The following is a 21,607-nucleotide window of genomic DNA, read 5'->3' on the forward strand; positions in this document are numbered from 1 at the left end:
GACATGAAAGGCGCATCGCTTCGTCATCAGCCCCCACAAGCACCGAGCCGCAAGCCGGTGCCACGGGGTGCCAGTCGAATGGTGGCTAAAGAGCCGATGTCGGCGCGCCTGCCGAAAGCCAACTTTGGTTTCCTCAAGGCGCTGTTCTGGCCGGTGATGCTGGTGGTGTTGGGCTTCGGCACTTACGAGGGCGCGCAGCGTCTATTGCCGTATGCCGACCGGCCGATCACCAAGATCAGCGTGCAGGGCGACCTGAGCTACATCAGCCAGCAAGCGGTGCAGCAGCGTATCGGCCCGTTCCTGGCGGCGAGCTTCTTCACCATTGACCTGGCCGGTATGCGTCGGGAGCTGGAGCAGATGCCGTGGATCGCCCACGCCGAAGTCCGCCGTGTCTGGCCGGACCAGGTGACGATCCGCCTGGAAGAGCAGCTGCCCGTGGCCCGTTGGGGCGATGAGGCGCTGTTGAACAACCAGGGTCAGGCGTTCACTCCGCGTGAGCTGGCCAACTACGAGCACCTGCCGCAGCTGTTCGGGCCGCAGCGGGCGCAGCAGCAAGTGATGCAGCAGTACCAGGCCCTGAGCCAGATGCTGCGGCCAATGGGCTTCTCCATTGCACGCCTGGAACTGCGTGAACGGGGCAGCTGGTTTTTGACGACCGGGGCAGGCAGTTCCGGCCCGGGCATCCAGTTGTTGCTGGGACGCGACCGCTTGGTGGAAAAGATGCGCCGTTTCATCGCCATCTATGACAAGACCTTGAAAGAACAGATTACGAACATTGCGAGCGTCGACCTGCGTTACGCCAACGGCCTTGCCGTCGGCTGGCGTGAACCGGCTGCGCCCACGGCAGCGCAACCCGCTGTCGCGAAGAATTAAGAAGAGGCAGGACCCATGGCAAACGTGCAAAGCGGCAAAATGATCGTCGGTCTCGATATCGGCACCTCCAAGGTGGTGGCGCTGGTGGGCGAGGTCGGGGAAGACGGCACGATCGAAATCGTCGGTATTGGCACGCATCCGTCCCGGGGCCTGAAGAAGGGCGTGGTGGTCAACATCGAGTCCACCGTGCAATCGATCCAGCGCGCCATCGAAGAAGCGCAGCTGATGGCCGGTTGCCGGATTCACTCGGCGTTCGTCGGCGTGGCGGGCAACCATATCCGCAGCCTGAACTCCCACGGCATCGTGGCGATTCGCGACCGCGAAGTCAGCGCCGCCGACCTTGAGCGCGTCCTCGACGCTGCCCAGGCCGTGGCGATCCCGGCTGACCAGCGTGTGCTGCACACCCTGCCGCAGGACTACGTGATCGATAACCAGGAAGGCGTCCGCGAGCCCCTGGGCATGTCGGGCGTGCGTCTGGAAGCCAAGGTCCACGTGGTGACCTGCGCTGTCAACGCTGCACAGAACATTGAAAAATGCGTGCGCCGCTGCGGCCTGGAAATCGACGACATCATTCTCGAGCAGCTTGCCTCCGCGTATTCGGTACTGACCGACGACGAAAAAGAGCTTGGCGTATGCCTGGTGGATATCGGCGGCGGCACCACCGACATCGCGATCTTCACCGAGGGTGCGATCCGTCACACCGCCGTGATCCCGATTGCCGGCGACCAGGTGACCAACGACATCGCCATGGCGCTGCGTACGCCGACCCAGTACGCCGAAGAAATCAAGATCCGCTATGCCTGCGCCCTGGCCAAGCTGGCCGGTGCCGGTGAAACCATCAAGGTGCCAAGCGTGGGCGACCGTCCACCGCGCGAGCTGTCGCGCCAGGCCCTGGCCGAAGTGGTCGAGCCGCGCTACGACGAGCTGTTCACCCTGATCCAGGCTGAACTGCGTCGCAGCGGCTACGAAGATTTGATCCCGGCCGGCATCGTGCTGACCGGTGGCACCTCGAAGATGGAAGGCGCGGTCGAACTGGCCGAGGAAATCTTCCACATGCCGGTACGCCTGGGTGTTCCCCATGGCGTGAAAGGCCTGGGCGACGTGGTGCGCAACCCGATTTATTCCACCGGTGTGGGCTTGCTGTTGTACGGGCTGCAGAAGCAGACCGACGGCATTTCCCTGTCGGGCCCGAGCAACCGTGACAGCTACCGCAGCGACGACGAGGCCAAGGCGCCGTTGTTCGAGCGGCTGCAGGCGTGGGTCAAAGGCAATTTCTAAAGATTTACCGCAACACCGCAGCACCGAAACAAGCAGTAGGCGAAAAAACTAGAGAAAATGAAAGGAGAGGGAACATGTTCGAACTCGTAGACAACATCCCCGCCAGCCCGGTCATCAAAGTGATCGGTGTCGGCGGTGGCGGCGGCAACGCTGTCAACCATATGGTCAAGAGCAACATTGAAGGCGTTGAATTCATCTGCGCCAACACTGATGCCCAGGCGCTGAAAAGCATCGGCGCGCGGACCATCCTGCAATTGGGCACAGCCGTGACCAAGGGCCTCGGCGCTGGCGCCAATCCGGAAGTCGGCCGTCAAGCCGCCCTGGAAGACCGCGAGCGTATTGCCGAAGTGCTGCAGGGCACCAACATGGTGTTCATCACCACGGGCATGGGCGGCGGTACCGGTACCGGTGCAGCGCCGATCATTGCCGAAGTGGCCAAGGAAATGGGGATTCTGACGGTTGCGGTCGTGACCCGTCCGTTCCCGTTCGAAGGCCGCAAGCGCATGCAGATCGCCGACGAAGGTATCCGTCTGCTGTCTGAAAGCGTCGACTCGTTGATCACCATTCCCAACGAGAAGCTGCTGACCATCCTGGGCAAGGACGCAAGCCTGCTGTCCGCGTTCGCCAAGGCTGACGATGTACTGGCCGGTGCCGTTCGCGGTATCTCCGACATCATCAAGCGTCCAGGCATGATCAACGTCGACTTTGCCGACGTACGTACTGTCATGAGCGAAATGGGCATGGCAATGATGGGCACTGGCTGCGCCAGCGGTCCGAATCGTGCACGCGAAGCCACCGAAGCGGCCATCCGCAACCCGTTGCTGGAAGACGTGAACCTGCAAGGCGCACGCGGCATCCTGGTGAATATCACCGCCGGTCCTGACCTGTCCCTGGGTGAGTACTCCGACGTGGGTAGCATCATCGAAGCCTTCGCTTCCGAGCACGCCATGGTCAAGGTCGGTACCGTTATCGATCCGGACATGCGCGACGAGCTGCACGTGACCGTGGTTGCCACCGGCCTGGGCGCGAAAATCGAGAAGCCTGTGAAGGTCATCGACAACACCCTGCATAACAGCCAGGCCAGCCACGCGAGCCAAGCGGCTGCCGCTCCTGCGCCTTCGCGCCAGGAACTGCCGTCGGTGAACTACCGTGACCTGGATCGTCCGACCGTGATGCGCAACCAGGCTCAGGCCGGTGCTGCGGCGTCCCGTAGCCCGAATCCGCAAGATGATCTGGACTACCTGGACATCCCGGCATTCCTGCGTCGTCAGGCCGATTAATGGAATGTATCAGGGCTATGAAGGTGATTGGTGTTCAGCAAAGGTCTGGTCTGCTATTATCGCCAGCCTTTGTTGATACCAGTTCGCAATTTGCGCTGAAGCGGTCCAAGCCATGATTAAACAACGCACCCTGAAGAATATTATTCGTGCCACAGGTGTAGGTCTGCACTCCGGGGAGAAGGTATACCTGACCCTCAAGCCTGCACCTGTCGACACCGGCATCGTGTTTGTGCGTGCCGACCTGGACCCTGTGGTGCAGATTCCTGCTCGCGCGGAAAATGTTGGCGAAACCACGATGTCGACCACGTTGGTCAACGGTGACGTCAAAGTGGACACGGTGGAGCACTTGCTCTCGGCCATGGCCGGTTTGGGCATCGATAACGCCTACGTCGAGCTCTCCGCGTCCGAAGTCCCGATCATGGATGGCAGCGCTGGACCCTTCGTATTCTTGATTCAATCTGCCGGCCTGGAAGAACAGGACGCAGCCAAGAAGTTCATACGCATTCTGCGGGAAGTGACAGTAGAAGACGGCGACAAGCGCGCCACCTTCGTCCCGTTCGAAGGCTTTAAAGTGAGCTTTGAGATCGATTTCGATCACCCGGTATTCCGTGACCGCACCCAGAGTGCAAGCGTGGATTTTTCCAGCACTTCGTTCGTAAAAGAAGTCAGCCGCGCCCGTACCTTTGGTTTCATGAGTGACATCGAGTACCTGCGCAAGCACAACCTCGCACTCGGCGGCAGCGTTGAAAACGCCATTGTGGTCGACGCGGATGGTGTACTGAACGAAGACGGCCTTCGCTATGAAGACGAATTCGTGAAGCACAAGATCCTCGATGCAATCGGTGACCTCTACCTGCTGGGCAATAGCCTGATAGGCGAGTTCAAAGGCTTCAAGTCGGGCCACGCCCTTAACAACCAGCTGCTGCGCAAGTTGATTGAGCAGACAGACGCTTGGGAAGTCGTGACCTTCGAAGATGCCAGCACCGCACCGATCTCTTACATGCGTCCCGTTGCGGCGGTGTAAGTCACAACTCTCTTTCTTTAGTTTTTAAAGGCTGCCTTCGGGTGGCCTTTTTTTATGTGCCTGTGGCGCGCCTCCCTCGTTCCCATGCGCAGCGTGGGGACGATCATCACCCCTCACTGGCATCCACAATCCGATTGCGCCCCGTGTGCTTGGCCTCATACAACGCCCTGTCCGCACTGAGCAGCAAAGCCTCCAGGGACATCCGGCTGCGCTTGTCCCGGGTGCTCATGCCGATGCTTGCCGTGATCGGCTGCTCATCCCCCGCCACCCGCGGCAAATGTTCGATGCTGCTGCGGATATGCTCGGCGATGACCCAGGCGCCCTTGGCGTCCGTATTGGGCAGCACCACCGCGAACTCCTCGCCGCCGTAACGCGCCGCGAGGTCCGCAGGGCGGCGGATATTGGCGCTGATCACCTGGGCCACCGTGCGCAGTGCTGCATCGCCACCATGATGGCCGTGGCGGTCGTTGAAGGCCTTGAAGTGGTCCACGTCGATCATCAGCACGGTCAGTGGTTCGAGCGAACGTTGCGCCCGGTCCCATTCAAGGCGCAGGCGCTCGTCGAGGATGCGGCGGTTGGCCAGGCCGGTCAGGGCGTCGGTGGCTGCCAGTTCTGACAGGACGCGCTCTGCGCGATAACGGCGGCGCAGTTCCCGGCGCAGCATCCAGGTCAGCCATAACAAACCGATACACAGGATGCCCGTGGCGCCACTGGTCAGCAGTGCGGCGCGCTTCCAGGGGGCGAATACATCTTCACTGGACAGGGCCACTACCACGATCAGCGGCAGGTCCCCGACATTGGTGAACGTGTACAGGCGCTCCTTGCCGCTGATGGCAGAGATGGCCTGGAAGGTGCCACTGCCTTCACGCAGTATCCTCTTGAAATTCGGTCGCTCGCTCAGGTCCTTGTCGATCATGTCGCTTTCGAGCAGTGGCTGCTGGGCCAATAAAAAGCCTTTTTTATTAAGTAGGTTGACGCTGCTGCTGTTGCCGATGGTGACGGTGTTGAACAGCTGGTCGAAATAGGCCAGGCGCATGGTCGCGACCGCAACGCCAGCAAACTCACCGTTAGGCCCCGACACACGCCGGCTGAATGCCATGCGCCAGACCTGATCGCAGTCGCAATGAATCCTGAACGGCCGGCTGATATACAAGCCGGCCTGGGCGTCCTTGGTATGCACCTGGAAGTAATCGCGGTTGGCAAAATTGCGCGGGGTGGGCTGCAGGGTGGAAGAATCGGCGATCACCGCACCATCGGCGTCCAACAACAGCACTTCACCCTTGAAAGGTGCGGCAGTGGACAAGTCAAACTGCACCAGGTGCTGGATATTCGCCGCAACCTGGGACAGGTCTTCGCGTTGTTTGGCGGCAATCAACCCTTTGAGTGCCAGGTCGTAGAGCTCGACGTTACGCAGCACGTCGGCGTTGATCAACTGGGCGATATTGGTGGTTGAGCGCGTAGCGGCCTGCAGGGTGCTGGCGTGTTCGCGGATCAGCAACGCGGCGACGATGACCACGATCAAGACAACAGTGATACCGCTGCCCAAAACCATTAACAGTTCTGGGCGTGCGGGCAGGGTACGGACACGGCGTTGGCTCATCGGGCAGACTTCAGCGATGTGGATGCTGGCAGTTTAGTTCTACCCGATGAAAATTAAATCATTGCCTAAAAAGAAAGATCCGTGGATTCAGAACACGTTGATCGGGTAGTCGACGATCACCCGGTATTCATCCACATCCCGGTCTACCGCCGAGTAGCCATGACTGCCGCGATTGGTCGCCCATTGCAGGCGCACGGCCAAATCCTTGGCTTTGCCGCCCTGCACCACATACTTCAAATCGATATCCCGTTCCCAGTGCTTGGCGTCCTTGCCGTCAGCGCTGTACCAGGCACTGTAGCCACGGCTTTGCGGGTCGACTTTGGTCAGATCGGTCTTACCGCTGATGTAGGACACCGCCGAGGTAAGGCCAGGCATGCCGAGGCCGGCGAAGTCGTAGGCGTACTTGAGCTTCCATGAGCGCTCATTGGGGCCGTTGAAGTCCGAGTATTGCTGGGAGTTGTCCAGGTACACGCTGTCGCCCTGGCTGATGTAGTCGAACGGCGTGTTGCCGTTGACCCGCTGGTAGGCCGCGGTGATGCTGTGGTGACCCACGCCGACGGTGAAATGCAGGCTATAGGTGTTGTTGTCGATACCCCCCAGCAGCGACTGGCCGGTGTCCTGGGTGTGGTAGTAGTGCAGGCCCGGGTTGAGGCTGACCAGGTCGTTCAGCGCGTAGGTGTAGTCCAGGTCGTAGTAGTACTGGTGCCACACGTCCTTGAGTTCGGAAGCGTACAGGTTGCTGGTCACTCCCGGGATGCCGCTGAACGACAGGCCCGCCCAATTCATGTGCTGGCTGTCAGCGTTACTGGGCAATGCGCCGTAGCTGGTGCCGATGCGTCGGTGGCCGCTCTGGTTGTAGAGCTTGGTGAAGCTGGCCTGGCCACCTTCGAGCATCCAGCCGTCGAAACTGTGGTTGCTCAGGCTCACGCCACGGAAAGTCTGCGGCAGCATGCGCGTCATGCCGCCGGCGATCACCGGGTTGTTGAGGAACAGGTCGCCGGCCTTCAGTTCGGTGTCGAAGGCGCGCATCTTCAAGGTGCCCCCTGCGGTGGAAAACGAGCCGGGCGCTTTGCCACTGCCGTCAGCACTGCCGTAGGGAAGGATGCTGGAACCGTCGGTGCCGCCACCGCCGTCGAGCTTGAGGCCGAGCATGGCGTGGGCGTCCAGGCCGAAGCCGACGGTGCCCTCGGTGTAGCCGGATTCGAAGGTGCCAATAAAACCTTGGCCCCATTCCTTGCTGTCATCGGTGTGGAGGTCGCGCCGGTCGCGGTTCATGTAGTAGTTGCGGGTGTTGATGTCGAGGTGCGCGCCTTCGACGAATCCGTCGGCGGGGGTGGTGTCTGCCGCGTGGGCAAGGGGAACGATCGTTGCTGCAATCGCGAGGAATAACGGGGTGAACGTCAGCGAGTTCTTCACCGGTGGAGCTCCTTTGGTCAATCGAAAACGGCCAGTGTCGTGGGGGTGTGCCTGGCCTTTTTTTAGCGCAAAAAAAAGCCGCTGAAGTCAGCGGCTTTAAGACAGATTCCCAGTGTAGAGCCCTGGAAATAAGTCGAGGGAAATTCGGGTAAGCGGGTCAGCTGCCTTTGCCGTCGCGCTCATCGATGCGTCAAAGTAACGCAGGCGAGCGCTGCGATACAGAGTGTAACAAGATAATGACTGTTGCCAAAACAGCAACAGTGATGCTGAGGGCCATGGGGGAGATGTCTAGACCGGCAGGGTAATGCCAAAGGTATTGCCGCTGACATCGCTGCGCACGAACACATCACCGCCGTGCATCAAGGCAATCGCCTTGACGATGGCCAGCCCCAAGCCGTGATTCGCCCCGCTGTTGCTGCGCGACGCGTCCACCCGATAGAAGCGTTCGAACAGCCGGGGCAGGTGTTCGCTGGCAATCACCTCACCAGGGTTGGTCACGCCGATTGCCACCTGATGCTCCAGCACGTCGATGTTCACATCGATCACCTGCCCCGGCGCGGTGTGCTGCACCGCATTGCTCAGCAGGTTGATCAGGGCGCGGCGCAGGTGGGCTTTTTCGATCTGCACCCGGGCGTCGCCATGCACGCGTACCTGAACCTGGGCGTCTTCAAGGATGAAGTCCAGGTAGTCGAGAGTGGTCGCCACTTCATCGGCCAGGGAGCTTTCGCTCAGCTTGGTGGCCTTGCTGCCCTGGTCGGCGCTGGCGAGGAACAGCATGTCGTTGATGATCGAACGCAGGCGTTCCAATTCCTCGAGATTGGATTGCAGCACCTCGAAGTAGTGCTCGGCCGAGCGCCCGCGTGTCAGGGCAACCTGGGTCTGGCCGATCAGGTTGGTCAGCGGCGAGCGCAGTTCGTGGGCGACGTCGGCGTTGAACGACTCCAGGCGCGAGTAGGCCTGTTCCACGCGGTCCAGAGTGGCGTTGAACGAGTTGACGAACTGACTCAGCTCCGGCGGCAGCGGCGACAGTTGCAGGCGCCCGGAGAGCTTCGGTGGCGCCAGTTTCTGTGCTTCATCCGAGAGTTTGCCCAGCGGCTTGAGGCCAATGCGCGACACCCAGAACCCCAGCAGCGCGGCCAGCACCACGCCGACCAGCGCCAGGCTGACCAGCGCCACCAGCAGGTGGTGCTGGGTGGCGCGGAAGTTTTCGGTGTCGATGGCAATCATGAAGCGCAGCGGCGGGCGTTGGTCCTTGGCCGGGAACTGGCTCACCAGCACCTTGAACGGGTACTCGCGCCCCGGCAGGCGCAGATCCCGCTTGCCGGTCGGGCCCTCGGCGAAGGCGCGGATCTGCGCATCGGGGGTGCCATACTCGTAGGTCGGATCGCTGCTGACGACCCAGAAGCGGATGCGCTTGTCTTCCTCGCCGAGTAATTTGAGCTTGGCTTGAATCTTCACCCAATGGTCCGGCGTGCCGAAGCGGTTCACAGAGGATTCCAACACGCTGTAGCGCGCGTCCAGCTCCGCCCCTGGCAGCAAGCCCAGGCTGCGGTCCACCTGCTGATACAGCGCGCCGCCGATCAACAGGAATATCAGCGCCGCCACCAGGGTGAACATGCTGCTGAGGCGCAGGGCAATGGAGTTAGCCGACACTGCGATTCTCCAGCACATAACCCATGCCGCGAATGGTGTGCAGCAGCTTGTGTTCGAACGGCCCGTCAAGCTTGGCGCGCAGGCGCTTGATCGCCACCTCGACCACGTTGGCGTCGCTGTCGAAATTGATGTCCCAGACCATTTCTGCAATCGAGGTCTTGGAGAGGATTTCGCCCTGGCGCCGCGCCAATACGCTGAGCAACGAGAACTCCTTGGCGGTCAGGTCCAGGCGCACGCCATTGCGGCTGGCCTTGCGGCTGATCAGGTCGATCCACAGGTCGGCGACTGTGACCTGCACCGGCTCGTGGCCGCCGCTGCGGCGGGTCAGGGCTTGCAGGCGCGCCACCAGTTCGAGGAAGGAAAACGGTTTGCCAAGATAATCGTCGGCGCCTTCGCGCAGGCCGCGGATACGGTCTTCCACGCGCTCACGGGCGGTCAGCATGATCACCGGCGTCTGCTTGCGCGCACGTAACGCCCGCAGCACGCCAAAGCCATCGAGGCCGGGCAGCATCACGTCGAGCACGATCACCGCGTAATCGTTTTCCAGCGCCAGGTGCAGGCCCTCGACGCCCTCACGTGCCACGTCGACGGTGTAGCCTTGCTCCGTCAGGCCGCGGTGCAGGTAGTCGGCGGTTTTTTCTTCATCTTCAACAATCAGTACGCGCATGAGCCTTTTGCTCCAGGGCGGTGCCTTGGCCTCAGTGTGTGGTCGCCAGCTCAATCGCTGGTTTGGGCCGGTGGAAAAACTTCTCAAGGTACAAGTATATGACCGGTGTGGTGAACAGCGTCAGCGCCTGGCTCACCAGCAAGCCGCCGACCACCGCGATGCCCAGGGGCTGGCGCATTTCCGCGCCAGGGCCGGCGCCGAGCATCAGTGGTACCGCACCGAGCAGGGCGGCGAGGGTGGTCATGATGATCGGCCGGAACCGCGTGATGCAGGCTTCATAGATCGCCTCCTCCGGCGGCAGCCCGCGCACCCGCTGGGCGTCCAGGGCGAAGTCGATCATCAGGATGCCGTTCTTCTTCACGATCCCGATCAGCAGCACCAGGCCGATCAGCGCCATGATCGAAAAGTCCTGGCCCATCAGCGACAGCATGATCAGCGCGCCCAGCCCCGCCGAGGGCAAGGTGGAGATAATCGTCAGCGGGTGCACGAAGCTCTCATACAACACACCCAGAATGATGTAGACCGCCACCAGCGCCGCGAGGATCAGCCAGGGCTGGCTGGCCAGCGAACTCTGGAACGCCTGGGCCGCGCCCTGGAAGTTGCCGATGATGGTGGCCGGCATGCCGATTTCATTCTTGGCCTGGTTGAGCATGATTACCGCGTCACCCAGCGCCACACCGGGTGCCAGGTTGAACGACAGGTTGGCGGCGGGGAACATGCCGTCATGGCTGATGGACAGAGGTCCCACGGTCGGTGGGTCGACCTTGGCCACTGCCGACAACGGCACCATCTCATTGGTCAGCTTTGATCGCAGGTAGAAGTAGTTCAGGCTTTCGGCCTTGCCGCGCTGTTGGCTGTCCAGCTCCAGCACCACCTGGTACTGGTTGATCTCGGTCTGGAACTCGTTGATCTGGCGCTGGCCGAAGGCATCGTAGAGCGCCTGGTCGACGTCGGTGGCGGTCAGCCCAAAGCGCGCGGCGGCCTGGCGATCAATGCTGATATGGGTGATGCTGCCGCCCAGTTGCAGGTCGTTGGACAGGTCGCGAAACGCCGGGTTGGCGCGCAGTTTTTCGGTCAGGCGCTGGGTCCAGGTGTTGAGTGTCGGGCCGTCGTTGCTCTTGAGTACGTACTGGTACTGGGCGCGGCTGGGGCCGGAGCTGAGGTTGATGTCCTGGCCCGCGCGCAGGTACAGCACGATGCCCGGCACTTTCGCGAGCTTGGGCCGGATGCGGTCGATGAACTGGCTGGCGGACACGTCGCGATCACCGCGGTCTTTCAAGGCGATCCAGAAGCGCCCGTTGGCGATGGTCTGGTTGCTGCCGGTCACGCCCACCGAATGGGAAAACGCCTGCACCGCCGGGTCATCCTTGACGATTTCGGCCAGGGCCTTGTGCTTGGCGACCATGTCCGGGTATGACACATCGGCCGCCGCTTCGCTGGTGCCGAGCACAAAACCGGTGTCCTGTACCGGAAAGAAGCCCTTGGGGATAAACACGTAGCCGGCCACGGCCAGGGCCAGGGTCACCACGAATAGCGCGGCCATGCTGCGCTGATGGGCCAGCGCGCGACGCAGGTTGCGCGCGTAGCCGGCCAGCAGGCGTTCGCTGAAGCCGGGTTTGTCGTGGGCGGGATGGGTCGGGGCGCGCATGAACAGCGCGGCCAATGTCGGTGCCAGGGTCAATGAGACCACCACCGAAATCAGGATGGTCGAGGTGGCCGTCAGCGCGAACTCCTTGAACAGCCGTCCGACCACGCCACCCATGAACAGCAGCGGAATAAACGCCGCCACCAACGAGAAGCTGATGGACACCACGGTAAAGCCAATCTCGCCGGCGCCCTTGATCGCCGCTTCGCGCTTGTCGAGCCCCGCTTCGAGGTGGCGGTGAATGTTCTCCACCACCACGATGGCATCGTCGACCACAAAGCCCACGGCGATCACGATCGCCACCAGGGTGAGGTTGTTCAGGCTGAAGCCCATCAGGTACATCAACGCAAAACTGGCGACCAGCGACACGCCGAGCACGCTGGACACAATCAGTGTCGCCGACAACTGGCGCAGGAACAGCGCCATCACCGCCACCACCAGCAGGATGGCGATCAGCAGGGTGACTTCCACTTCATGCAGGGACGCGCGGATGGTCTTGGTGCGGTCGGTCAACACGCTGACCTGCACCGACGCCGGCAGCATGCCTTGCAGGCGCGGCAGTTCGGCCTGGATGCGGTCCACCGTCTCGACAATGTTGGCGCCGGGCTGTCGCGAGATCACCAGGTTGACCCCCGGAGTGTCGCCGGACCAGGCCTGCACGTAGGCGTTTTCCGAACCGTTGATGACTTTGGCGATATCGCGCAGTTGAACGGGGGCGCCATCCTTGTAGGACACAATCAGTCGGGCATAGTCCTCCGGGTGAAACAGCTGGTCGTTGGTCGACAGGGTCGACACGCTGTTCTCGCCGTAGATCGCACCCTTGGCCAGGTTGAGGCTCGATTGCTGGATGGCCAGGCGAATATCGGCCAGGGTCAGGCCGATGGCCGCGAGTTTGTCGGGGGACGCCTGCACACGGATCGCCGGGCGTTGCTGGCCGGTGATGTTGATCTGGCCGACCCCGTCGATCTGGCTGATCTGCCGCGCCAGCAGGGTTTCCACATAGTCGCTCAACTCGGTGCTGGGCATGCTGTCGGAGCTGACACTGAGGATCAGCACCGGGCTGTCCGCCGGGTTGACCTTCTTCCAGGTGGGCAGGCTCGGCATGTCGCTGGGCAGCTTGCCGGATGCGGTGTTGATCGCTGCCTGCACTTCCTGCGCGGCGGTGTCGATGCTCTTGTCGAGGGTGAATTGCAGGGTCAACAGGCTTGAGCCCAAGGCACTGCTGGAGGTCATCTGGGTCATGCCGGGGATGGCGCTGAACTGCACTTCCAGTGGCGTCGCCACCGAGGAGGCCATGGTGTCCGGGCTGGCGCCGGGCAGTTGTGCCGTGACCTGGATCGTCGGAAATTCCGCCTCCGGCAGTGGCGCGATGGCCAGGCGCGGAAAGGCAATGATCCCGAGCAGCACCAGGGCGAAGGTCAGCAACAACGTGGCGACCGGGTGGTCGACGCACCAGGCCGAGGGTGAACGGCTGCCGTTCATGGCTGCACCTTGGCGTCGACGGTCTGGATCACCTGCGGTGGCTCCTTGAGCACCTCCACCTGGGCACCGGCCTTGAGCCGCGACTGGCCATCACTGACCAGTACATCACCGGCCTGCACGCCCTTGATAATGTTGACGTCGCTGTTCTGATAGGTGACTTGTACCGGCACCACGTCGACCTTGTCACCGTTGACCCGGTACACGAAGTGCGAATCCAGGCCGCGTTGTACAACGGTCGGCGGCACCACCAAGGCATTTTTGTCGAGGGCGGTCTGGATCTTGATGGTCACCAGTTGCCCCGGCCACAGGCGTTGCGAGGCGTTGTTGAACTCGGCCTTGGCGCGCAGGGTGCCGGTGGTGGAGCTGATCTGGTTATCGATCAGGCTCAAGTGGCCTTCGCCGAGCAGGTCGCCGGTCTGGCCGTCGGTGTCGGCACCCAGGTAGGCGTCCACGCTGGCCTGGGCAGGCGCGGCGATCAGGCCTTGCAGGGTCGGCAGCATCTGTTGCGGCAAAGAGAACTCGACGGCAATCGGGTCGATCTGGGTCACGGAGAACAGGCCCTGGGTATCGCTGGTGCGCAGGAAGTTGCCTTCATCCACATTGCGAATACCGACGCGGCCACTGACCGGCGAGCGAATCTGGGTGTAGGACAGCTGGACCTGGGCTGCATCGATGGCGGCCTGGTTACCTTGGACGGTGGCCTTGAGCTGGTTGACCAGGGCTTGTTGCTGGTCGTAGGTCTGCTTGGACACGCCGTCGTCGACGCTCAATTCCTTGTAGCGCTTGAGGTTGACCAGCGCCACCTGCAATTGCGCCTGGCTTTCGCCCAGTTGTGCCTTGGCCTGGTCGAGACTGGCGCGGATCGAGCGATCATCGATTCTGGCCAGTAGGTCGCCGGCCTTGACCCACTGGCCTTCCTTGACCGGCAATTGGATGAGAATGCCGTCGACCTGCGGGCGAATGACCACACTGTGCAGGGACAGCACCGTGCCGATGCCGCTGACAAAGCGTGGAATGTCCTGCTGCGCTACGCTCACCACCCGCACCGGGATCGCGGTGGGTGCCGCCAGTCTGGCCTTGGCTGGGCGGGTCAGCGCCCAGGCTGCAACCGCCACGACCACGAGGACACCCACGATCAGGGCAGTTTTTCGTTGAATGTGCATGGGTGAGGCGCCGGGGCAAAGGATGGGGAGAGTGAGCGGTCGTTATAGCCCTTCAACCCGGTCAGCACGGTGACGGCTAACTGACAGCGCTGTCAGCAAACTCCGACCATTCGTACCGGTGGTGGTTAAAGATCCGAAGCTCGCAGGTATACTGCGCGCCAGTGTGGCCCGCAAGCCGGCCCCGCATCATTTTTTGCACGCCCCGGAGCTTTCATGACTTCCCCGACACAACCCCCTGTTGAAGCGAACGACAACGTCGATCCGGCCAGCGCCGAAGGCGTTGAAAAAGCCGAGATCCCGGCGTTCAAGTTTCCGTTCAAGCCGGGTGAGTTGGCTGGGTCCAGGAATGCGGCCCAACCGTGGTACAAAAACGGCGCCAAGAACGGCCATACCAAGTCGCCAGGCATGGCACCGCCGGGTACTCGTCGTTCGATGGGTAAACGCTGAGGTTAACAAGTCGTACATCGTGTCGATTGTTGCCTACAGCCTCTGCTGAAATTTCTGATTGTAGGTCTACGACCGTTTCTTGAAAGCTTGCACAGCCTTTGCTCTGTCCCAGTGGTTTCAGGGGGGAGGGGGGCGATGCTGGTCTTTCCGGAAAAGGACGTCTCCCTTGGCTCTGATACACATCTGTGTAGTGCTTGCCCTGTTGCTTGCGGCGGATGCCTCTGCGGCCGATGATCCATCGCAGCGTGAAATCCGTTTCGCCGTTGCTGCACAGTTCCCCCCGTTCCAGAGCCGCGACCCGCAAGGGCAGTTGGTCGGCTTGAATATCGAGTTGGGCAACGCCCTGTGCGTGCAGTTGAATGCACGCTGCATCTGGGTCGACCAGGTGCTTGCCGAAGATTTCATCTCCCTTGAAGCCAGGAAATTCGACGCGATCATGGGGATAGCGCCGACGTCGCAACGACAACGCTGGGTGGGCTTCACCGATAACCTCTACCCCTTCACCACGCGCCTGGTGGCGCGCCGGATGTCCAACTTGCAGCCGCGGGTAAAGTCGCTCAAGGGCAAGCGTGTCGGCGTGTTGCTGGGAAGTAATCGTGAGGCTTTTGCCCGCTCGATGTGGGCGCCAAATGGCGTCATCGTCAAGAGCTTCTGGCTCAACAATGAATTAGTCAGCAGCCTTAAAGCCGGCGAGATTGATGCGACCCTGCAAGGCACGGTGGAAATTCGTGAAGCCTTGCTCGACACCGAAGACGGCCACGATTTCGACTTCGTCGGCGCTGCCATTTCGTCCGAGCTTTTGGGCGATGGTGTGGCCATCGCGGTGCGCAAACCTGACACCGCATTGCGCAACGAACTCAACTGCGCCCTTGAACAACTGAAGCAGAGCGGCGAGTACCAGCGGATCATCCAGCCCTACCGCCTTGACGCCGTTCCTGCCGAGCACTGATCGGCGGCCTTCAAGGTCTACGCTGCCCGCAGCGAGATAAACGCATAGTTGGCCGGCACCTCGGTGGCAATCTGCGCGCCGGCATCCAGCAACTGTTCGGCGATGTCCATCCCCGATACATGAAACACCCATTCATTGGCCACGGCCGGCCGGTCCACCGCCCACTCAATCGCCTGGGCAAACGCGCCCATGTCCGGCAGGTACGCGGTAAACCCATCGCCCTTGAGGGCCGTGGTGCGAATGCCGAGCAAGGCGCACACCGCCTCCTTGGTCTGCACGTCGTCTCGGTCGGCCTGGCGCGAGCGTTGGATCAGTTCCACCAGTTCCTGGTCCATCAATTCACCCCCGACGATCAACGCCGGGCCCTGTTCCCAGGATTCCGGCGGGCAATCCTTGGCGGCGGGGTTGAGTGGGATATGGGGGTTGATCTCCATCGGGTAGATGCGGCACACCAACGGGCGGCGCTCGTAGATGCGGCATCGGTTGTCTGCGTCAAGATTCCGGCAGCGCCCGGCGTTGTAGGCGGCAAAGGTGATTGCCACAAACGCCTCGGTGCTGCCGCTGGGTACCACCACCGAACGCCGCTCGGCATGTTCGCGCTGCAGTTGAGGCAGGCCCAGGCCATTGCTCAGGAAACCTTCCACCAGAACGATGACGTTACCGCCGTCAGCCGCCCATTGGCGGGCTTCCTGGAGGGTCAGGGGGACGTGGTGATCGCTGCAGCATTTGCCGCAACCGACACAGGAAAAATGGGTGTTCATGGCGGATCTGTCACCAGGCTAGGTCAGAGGGCACACAGGAACAGTGACGGGTTTTTACCTCTATCCACCGTTGTGCTGCTCTGGAAGCAAGTTATGCGCCAGCGCCTGTCAGTCCTCGGCGACCACATCCCGCAGCACAAAGACCATGCCCGCGCTTTCGTACAGTTGTCGGGCGCGCCGGTTGCTCTCCAGCACCTTGAGGTCGACATAGGGTTCGCCGCGCTGCTTGAACACCTGGAAGCAGTGCAGCAACAACGCGCGGCCCAGGCCTTGGCCTTGAGCGCAAGGATGCACGGACAGGTTCTTGATAAACGCGCTGGTCCAGCACTGCGCCACGCCGAGAATGCCATCGCCATTGCTGGCCACCAGACACAGCGTGGGGTCGAATTCGGCGTCGCTGACGAACAGATGCTGCCAGGCGTGCAGATGAGGAACGCGGCCTCCCCCTTGCTCCTGGGTCATGCGCAGCACTGCATGGATCGCCGGGGCCAGCTCTTCGCGGTAATGATCCAACTGCGTATGGGCCGGCCATTGCGGTGCAGGCAGGCTGCCGGTGAGGTCGCGGCGCAGCAGTTGGAAATGCTCCGCCACCGGTTACAGCCCCTGTTGCGCCACGGTCTGGGCGGCGACCACCAGGCACTTGGTCAGTTCGGGCGAGGAGAACTTGGTCAGCACCGCGTTGGCACCGGCCAGGCGCGCCTTTTCGCTGTTCATCGCGCTGTCCAGGGAGGTATGCAGCAGTACGTAAAGATCCTGGAAGTCCGGGGTTTCGCGCAGGGTGCGGGTCAGGGCATAACCGTCCATTTCGGACATCTCGATGTCCGACACCACCACATTGATCTGCGCGGCCGTGCCTTGCAGTTCCAGCAGCACATCGATGGCTTCCTTGGCGCTGCGCGCGGTGTGGCAGGTCAGGCCAAGGTTGCGCAGGGTGTGTACCGACTGCTGCAGGGCGACCTGGCTGTCATCCACCACCAGGATCCGCGCATTGCCGAGCACTTCCGCCTCTTCCATGGTCAGGTCGGTAGGCGCCGCTTCAATCGGCGCCGGGGCGATGCCATGGATGACTTTTTCGATGTCCAGCACCTGCACCAGGCCGCCTTCCACCTGGGTCACCCCGGTGATGAACGCACGGTTGCCGCCGGAGCCGTAGGGCGGTGGACGGATATCGGTGGTCAGGCAATGCACGATCTTGCTCACGGCCTGCACATGCAGGCCCTGCTTGGAACGGCTCACGTCGGTGACGATCAGGCAGCCGCCGTTCGGGTCTTCCAGGGGCATTTCCCCCAGGGCGCGACTCAGGTCGATCACCGCCAACGAATTGCCACGCAGGGTGGCGATGCCTTTGACGTGGGGATGGGACTCCGGCAGCTTGGTCAGCGGCGGGCAAGGGATGATCTCGCTGACTTTCAGCAGGTTGATGGCCATCAGCTTGCCGCTGCGCAAGGTAAAGAGCAGAAGCGAGAGTGAGTCTGCGCGGGCTTTGGTGGTGGACATAAAAACCTTCTGTGGATCAGGGATGACGAACTTCTATTGAGGGTTATCGACTCGGGAGAGCCAGGCTTTAACCCGATTTTGTGTCGGGCTGGGCCCGTGTCAGCCCTTCCACACCTGCGGGTTCACCAGGTCCTGCGGACGCTGGCCGAGCAGGGCGCTGCGCAGGTTGTCCAACGCGCGGTTGGCCATGGCTTCGCGGGTTTCATGGGTCGCCGAGCCGATGTGCGGCAGGGTCACCGCATTGCTCAGCTGGAACAGCGGCGACTCGGCCAACGGCTCCTGCTCATACACATCCAGCCCGGCACCGCGAATGGTGTGGTTTTGCAGGGCCTGGATCAGCGCCGGTTCGTCCACCACCGGGCCACGGGAAATATTGATCAGGATTGCGCTGGACTTCATCAGTTCCAACTCGCGGGTGCCGATCAGGTGGCGGGTCTTGTCGCTCAACGGCACCACCAGGCAGACGAAATCCGCCTCGGCCAGCAACTGGTCCAGGCTGCGGAACTGTGCGCCCAGTTCCTGTTCCAGCGCGGCCTTGCGGCTGTTGCCGCTGTACAGGATCGGCATATTGAAGCCCAGGCGCCCACGCCGGGCCACGGCCGCGCCGATATTGCCCATGCCAACGATACCGAGGGTCTTGCCATGCACGTCACAGCCGAACAGCGGCGCGCCGACGCTGGCTTTCCACTGGCCGGCCTTGGTCCAGGCGTCCAGCTCGGCGACCCGGCGCGCGCTGCTCATCAGCAGGGCGAAGGCCAGGTCGGCGGTGCTTTCGGTCAGTACGTCGGGGGTGTTGGTGAGCATGATCCCGCGCTCGTTGAAGTACGGCACATCGTAGTTGTCGTAACCCACTGACACGCTGGACACCACCTCCAGCTTGCCCGCGCCTTCGAGCTGCGCGCGGCCCAGCTTGCGACCCACGCCGATCAAACCGTGGGCGTGGGGCAGGGCTTCATTGAATTGAGCGTTGATATCGCCCAGCTTGGGGTTGGGCGCGATCACGTCGAAATCCTGTTGCAGGCGTTCGATCATTTTCGGGGTGACACGGCTGAAGGCGAGGACAGTCTTTTTCATTGCAGGCGGGCTCATCGACTACGGGAGAATGCCAAGCAAGCTAACATTCCTTGCCACTATTGTCAGGACACTGCAGACCTGTATCGCCTGGTAGCAATCAGTTTGCCAGCCGCGCACCGCTCAGGCTGCCGCTCAACTCATACGCCACCAACTCCGCCTGGTGCGCCGCCAGGATCTCCGGCAACGAACCGCGCAGGTATTCCACCCAGGTCTTGATCTTCGCATCCAGGTACTGGCGAGACGGGTAGATGGCGTACAGATTCAACTCCTGGGAACGATAGGTGGGCATGACCCGCACCAATGTGCCGTTGCGCAGGCCTTCGATGGCCGCATACACCGGCAGCAGGCCGACGCCCATGCCGCTGGTGATCGCGGTTTTCATCGCGTCGGCGGAGTTGACCAGGAACGGCGACGTATTGATTGCCACGCTTTCCTGGCCTTCAGGACCGTTGAAGGTCCACTTGTCCAACTGGATCACCGGGCTGACCAGGCGCAGGCAGGCGTGGTTGAGCAAGTCCTGGGGCCGTTGCGCGCAGCCCTTGGCCTTGACGTAGTCCGGCGAGGCGCAGGCGATGCTGTAGGTGATGCCCAGGCGCTGGGAGACGAAGCCCGAGTCCGGCAGCTCGCTGGCCAGCACGATGGACACGTCGTAGCCCTCGTCCAACAGGTCCGGCACGCGGTTGGCCAGGGTCAGGTCGAAGGTCACGTCCGGGTGGGTGCGGCGGTAGCGGGCAATCGCGTCGATGACGAAATGCTGGCCGATACCGGTCATGGTGTGCACTTTCAGCTGCCCGGCGGGGCGGGCGTGGGCGTCGCTGGCTTCGGCCTCGGCTTCTTCGACGTAGGCCAGGATCTGCTCGCAGCGCAGCAGGTAGCGTTTACCTGCCTCGGTGAGGGCAATGCGGCGGGTGGTGCGGTTGAGCAAGCGGGTTTGCAGATGGGCCTCTAGGTTGGAGACCGCGCGCGAGACGTTGGCGGTGGTGGTGTCCAGTTGCGCGGCGGCGGCGGTGAAGCTGCCCGCTTCGGCCACGCAACTGAAGGCGCGCATGTTTTGCAAAGTGTCCATGGAGAGTTCTCAGGGGAGATGCCAAATTGTGACAGAAAGTTACGCCGTCCAGTGATCCCTACCAACGGATTATCGCTTGAACGGTAACAAAGATTCACAGGAATGCCAGCTTATCGTCCTCCATGTCGCCGCCTAGAATTGCGCCACCTCCCCCCGCAACACCACCTCAGGAATTCGTTCGCCGTGCCGCGTCGCATCAGCAGAGAGCTGAAGACTCTCATTAACCGAGCGCTGAAGGCTCTCAGTGTTTGCGCTTTATCGTTAGCAATCAGCGGCTGCATCGGAACCGGAGGAATCGCCCCCCAAGGCCAGGCCCTCAATGCCACTACCCTGGCCACCGACGAAGCGATCCGCAGCGCCGCCCAGGACGCCCATTGGCCCACCGCACAATGGTGGCAGGCCTACGGCGACCCCCAGCTCAACCGCTGGGTCGAACTCGCCACCCAAAACAGCCCGAGCATGGCCATGGCGGCCGCGCGGGTGCGGGAAGCGCGGGCCATGGCCGGGGTTGCCGAGTCGGCCGAGTCACTGCAGATCAACGCTGATACCACCCTCAAACGCCACAATTGGCCCAAGGATCAGTTCTACGGCCCGGGTGAATTGAGCGGTGCCAACACCTGGGACAACAATGCGTCCCTGGGTCTGAGCTACGCCCTTGACCTGTGGGGCCGCGAAAGCAACGCCACCGAGCGTGCCGTCGACCTAGCCCACATGAGCGCGGCCGAAGCCCGCCAGGCCCAGCTTGAACTGCAGAACAACGTGGTGCGCGCCTATATCCAGCTGTCGTTGCATTACGCCAACCGCGATATCGTCGTGGCGACCCTGGCCCAGCAACAGCAGATCCTCGACTTGGCCAACAAACGCCTGGACGCCGGGATCGGTACCCATTTCGACGTGAGCCAGGCCGAAACGCCGCTGCCGGAAACCCATCGCCAATTGGATGCCCTGGACGAGGAAATCGCCCTGAGTCGCAACCAGTTGGCGGCGCTTGCCGGTAAAGGTCCGGGGGAGGGGGCCACGTTGCAGCGTCCGACGCTGTCCCTTGCCGCACCACTGAAACTACCCTCGAGCCTGCCCGCGCAATTGCTCGGCCAGCGCCCGGATGTGGTTGCCAGCCGTTGGCAGGTCGCGGCGCAAGCCCGTGGCATCGATGTGGCCCACGCCGGTTTCTACCCCAACGTCGACCTGGTCGGCAGCCTCGGCTACATGGCCACCGGCGGCGGCATGCTGGCGTTTCTCGCCGGCAAGAAATTCAACTACAACGTCGGCCCGGCGATCACCTTGCCGATCTTCGACGGCGGCCGCCTGCGGGCCGAGCTGGGGGAAGCCAGCGCCGGCTATGACATCGCCGTGGCGCGCTACAACCAGACCCTGGTCAATGCGCTCAAGGGCATCAGTGACCAGTTGATCCGCCGCGAGTCCATGGACAAGCAAGCTTCGTTTGCCGCGCAGTCGGTGGCCTCGGCACAGAAGACCTACGACATCGCCATGATCGCCTACCAGCGTGGCCTGACCGATTACCTCAATGTGCTCAACGCCCAAACCCTGCTGTTTCGCCAGCAACAGATCGAGCAGCAGGTCCAGGCCGCGCGGCTTGGCGCCCATGCCGAACTGGTGACCGCACTGGGTGGCGGCCTCGACGCCGGCAAAGACCTGCCGCAGGACGCCAAGACCCTCCCGAGCAAGACCCCGGCGGCGCTTGCCATGTTTGATCACTGAATAGTTTGGTCAC

General features: G+C 62.2%; 18 protein-coding genes. 7 read left to right on the plus strand and 11 right to left on the minus strand.

Annotated features, from left to right (window positions below; genetic code table 11):
• The first annotated feature begins 3 nt into the window (after positions 1–3).
• From BM416_RS07875 to lpxC, 4 genes are all read left to right on the plus strand, one after another.
• Positions 4–873: a cell division protein FtsQ/DivIB gene (locus BM416_RS07875; RefSeq protein ID WP_027604758.1), complete on the plus strand. Its 870-nt coding sequence runs from the start codon at positions 4–6 to the stop codon at positions 871–873.
• Between the two features lie 15 nt (positions 874–888).
• Positions 889–2,151, plus strand: coding sequence for a cell division protein FtsA (gene ftsA / locus BM416_RS07880; RefSeq protein WP_027604757.1), 1,263 nt, complete (start codon positions 889–891; stop codon positions 2,149–2,151).
• A gap of 74 nt (positions 2,152–2,225) precedes the next feature.
• Complete coding sequence (ftsZ, locus tag BM416_RS07885) at positions 2,226–3,431, plus strand: cell division protein FtsZ (RefSeq protein WP_017526184.1); 1,206 nt, start codon at positions 2,226–2,228, stop codon at positions 3,429–3,431.
• Between the two features lie 112 nt (positions 3,432–3,543).
• Entirely contained in the window at positions 3,544–4,455 is a 912-nt protein-coding gene (gene lpxC, locus BM416_RS07890; protein ID WP_003171886.1) for a UDP-3-O-acyl-N-acetylglucosamine deacetylase, read from the plus strand.
• Positions 4,456–4,561: 106 nt separating this feature from the next.
• Here lpxC and BM416_RS07895 read toward each other — a convergent pair whose 3' ends face one another.
• From BM416_RS07895 to BM416_RS07920, 6 genes are all read right to left on the minus strand, one after another.
• Entirely contained in the window at positions 4,562–6,055 is a 1,494-nt protein-coding gene (locus BM416_RS07895) for a sensor domain-containing diguanylate cyclase (RefSeq protein ID WP_092487080.1), read from the minus strand.
• 87 nt (positions 6,056–6,142) lie between these two features.
• Positions 6,143–7,471 (minus strand): OprD family porin, encoded by a 1,329-nt coding sequence (locus BM416_RS07900; protein ID WP_092487083.1) that lies wholly within the window; start codon positions 7,469–7,471, stop codon positions 6,143–6,145.
• A gap of 288 nt (positions 7,472–7,759) precedes the next feature.
• Positions 7,760–9,124, minus strand: coding sequence for a heavy metal sensor histidine kinase (locus tag BM416_RS07905; protein WP_092487086.1), 1,365 nt, complete (start codon positions 9,122–9,124; stop codon positions 7,760–7,762).
• The gene (locus tag BM416_RS07910; RefSeq protein ID WP_024073527.1) at positions 9,114–9,791 is read right to left on the minus strand and encodes a heavy metal response regulator transcription factor; all 678 of its coding nucleotides are present in this window, start codon (positions 9,789–9,791) and stop codon (positions 9,114–9,116) included. Before BM416_RS07910 ends, BM416_RS07905 begins: the two co-directional genes overlap by 11 nt.
• A gap of 31 nt (positions 9,792–9,822) precedes the next feature.
• Positions 9,823–12,918 carry a multidrug efflux RND transporter permease subunit gene (locus BM416_RS07915; RefSeq protein ID WP_092487089.1) on the minus strand — a complete coding sequence of 1,032 codons (3,096 nt, stop codon included), beginning with the start codon at positions 12,916–12,918 and terminating at the stop codon, positions 9,823–9,825.
• Positions 12,915–14,081: an efflux RND transporter periplasmic adaptor subunit gene (locus BM416_RS07920; RefSeq protein ID WP_092487092.1), complete on the minus strand. Its 1,167-nt coding sequence runs from the start codon at positions 14,079–14,081 to the stop codon at positions 12,915–12,917. The genes BM416_RS07915 and BM416_RS07920 overlap by 4 nt, the downstream gene beginning before the upstream one ends.
• Before the next feature lie 213 nt (positions 14,082–14,294).
• Between BM416_RS07920 and BM416_RS07925 the strand changes: the two genes are divergently transcribed.
• The gene (locus tag BM416_RS07925; protein ID WP_092487095.1) at positions 14,295–14,528 is read left to right on the plus strand and encodes a hypothetical protein; all 234 of its coding nucleotides are present in this window, start codon (positions 14,295–14,297) and stop codon (positions 14,526–14,528) included.
• Positions 14,529–14,694: 166 nt separating this feature from the next.
• The gene (locus BM416_RS07930; RefSeq protein ID WP_092487097.1) at positions 14,695–15,477 is read left to right on the plus strand and encodes a transporter substrate-binding domain-containing protein; all 783 of its coding nucleotides are present in this window, start codon (positions 14,695–14,697) and stop codon (positions 15,475–15,477) included.
• A 17-nt stretch (positions 15,478–15,494) separates the two neighbouring features.
• Here BM416_RS07930 and BM416_RS07935 read toward each other — a convergent pair whose 3' ends face one another.
• The 5 genes from BM416_RS07935 to BM416_RS07955 all read right to left on the minus strand — a co-directional run bounded on the left by BM416_RS07935 (position 15,495) and on the right by BM416_RS07955 (position 19,875).
• Positions 15,495–16,238: a YkgJ family cysteine cluster protein gene (locus tag BM416_RS07935; RefSeq protein ID WP_092487100.1), complete on the minus strand. Its 744-nt coding sequence runs from the start codon at positions 16,236–16,238 to the stop codon at positions 15,495–15,497.
• Positions 16,239–16,346: 108 nt separating this feature from the next.
• Positions 16,347–16,829 carry a GNAT family N-acetyltransferase gene (locus BM416_RS07940; protein ID WP_092487103.1) on the minus strand — a complete coding sequence of 161 codons (483 nt, stop codon included), beginning with the start codon at positions 16,827–16,829 and terminating at the stop codon, positions 16,347–16,349.
• A gap of 3 nt (positions 16,830–16,832) precedes the next feature.
• On the minus strand, positions 16,833–17,735 hold the full coding sequence (locus tag BM416_RS07945) for a chemotaxis protein CheV (RefSeq protein WP_027604746.1): 903 nt from the start codon (positions 17,733–17,735) through the stop codon (positions 16,833–16,835).
• A 99-nt stretch (positions 17,736–17,834) separates the two neighbouring features.
• Positions 17,835–18,809, minus strand: coding sequence for a 2-hydroxyacid dehydrogenase (locus BM416_RS07950; RefSeq protein WP_092487106.1), 975 nt, complete (start codon positions 18,807–18,809; stop codon positions 17,835–17,837).
• A gap of 97 nt (positions 18,810–18,906) precedes the next feature.
• Positions 18,907–19,875: a LysR family transcriptional regulator gene (locus tag BM416_RS07955; RefSeq protein WP_027604744.1), complete on the minus strand. Its 969-nt coding sequence runs from the start codon at positions 19,873–19,875 to the stop codon at positions 18,907–18,909.
• 183 nt (positions 19,876–20,058) lie between these two features.
• Between BM416_RS07955 and BM416_RS07960 the strand changes: the two genes are divergently transcribed.
• Positions 20,059–21,594, plus strand: a complete 1,536-nt coding sequence (locus BM416_RS07960; protein WP_092487109.1) for an efflux transporter outer membrane subunit — start codon at positions 20,059–20,061, stop codon at positions 21,592–21,594.
• Positions 21,595–21,607 lie beyond the last annotated feature (13 nt).

This window comes from Pseudomonas sp. NFACC42-2 (assembly GCF_900116055.1).
Taxonomy (GTDB): Bacteria; Pseudomonadota; Gammaproteobacteria; order Pseudomonadales; family Pseudomonadaceae; genus Aquipseudomonas; species Aquipseudomonas marginalis.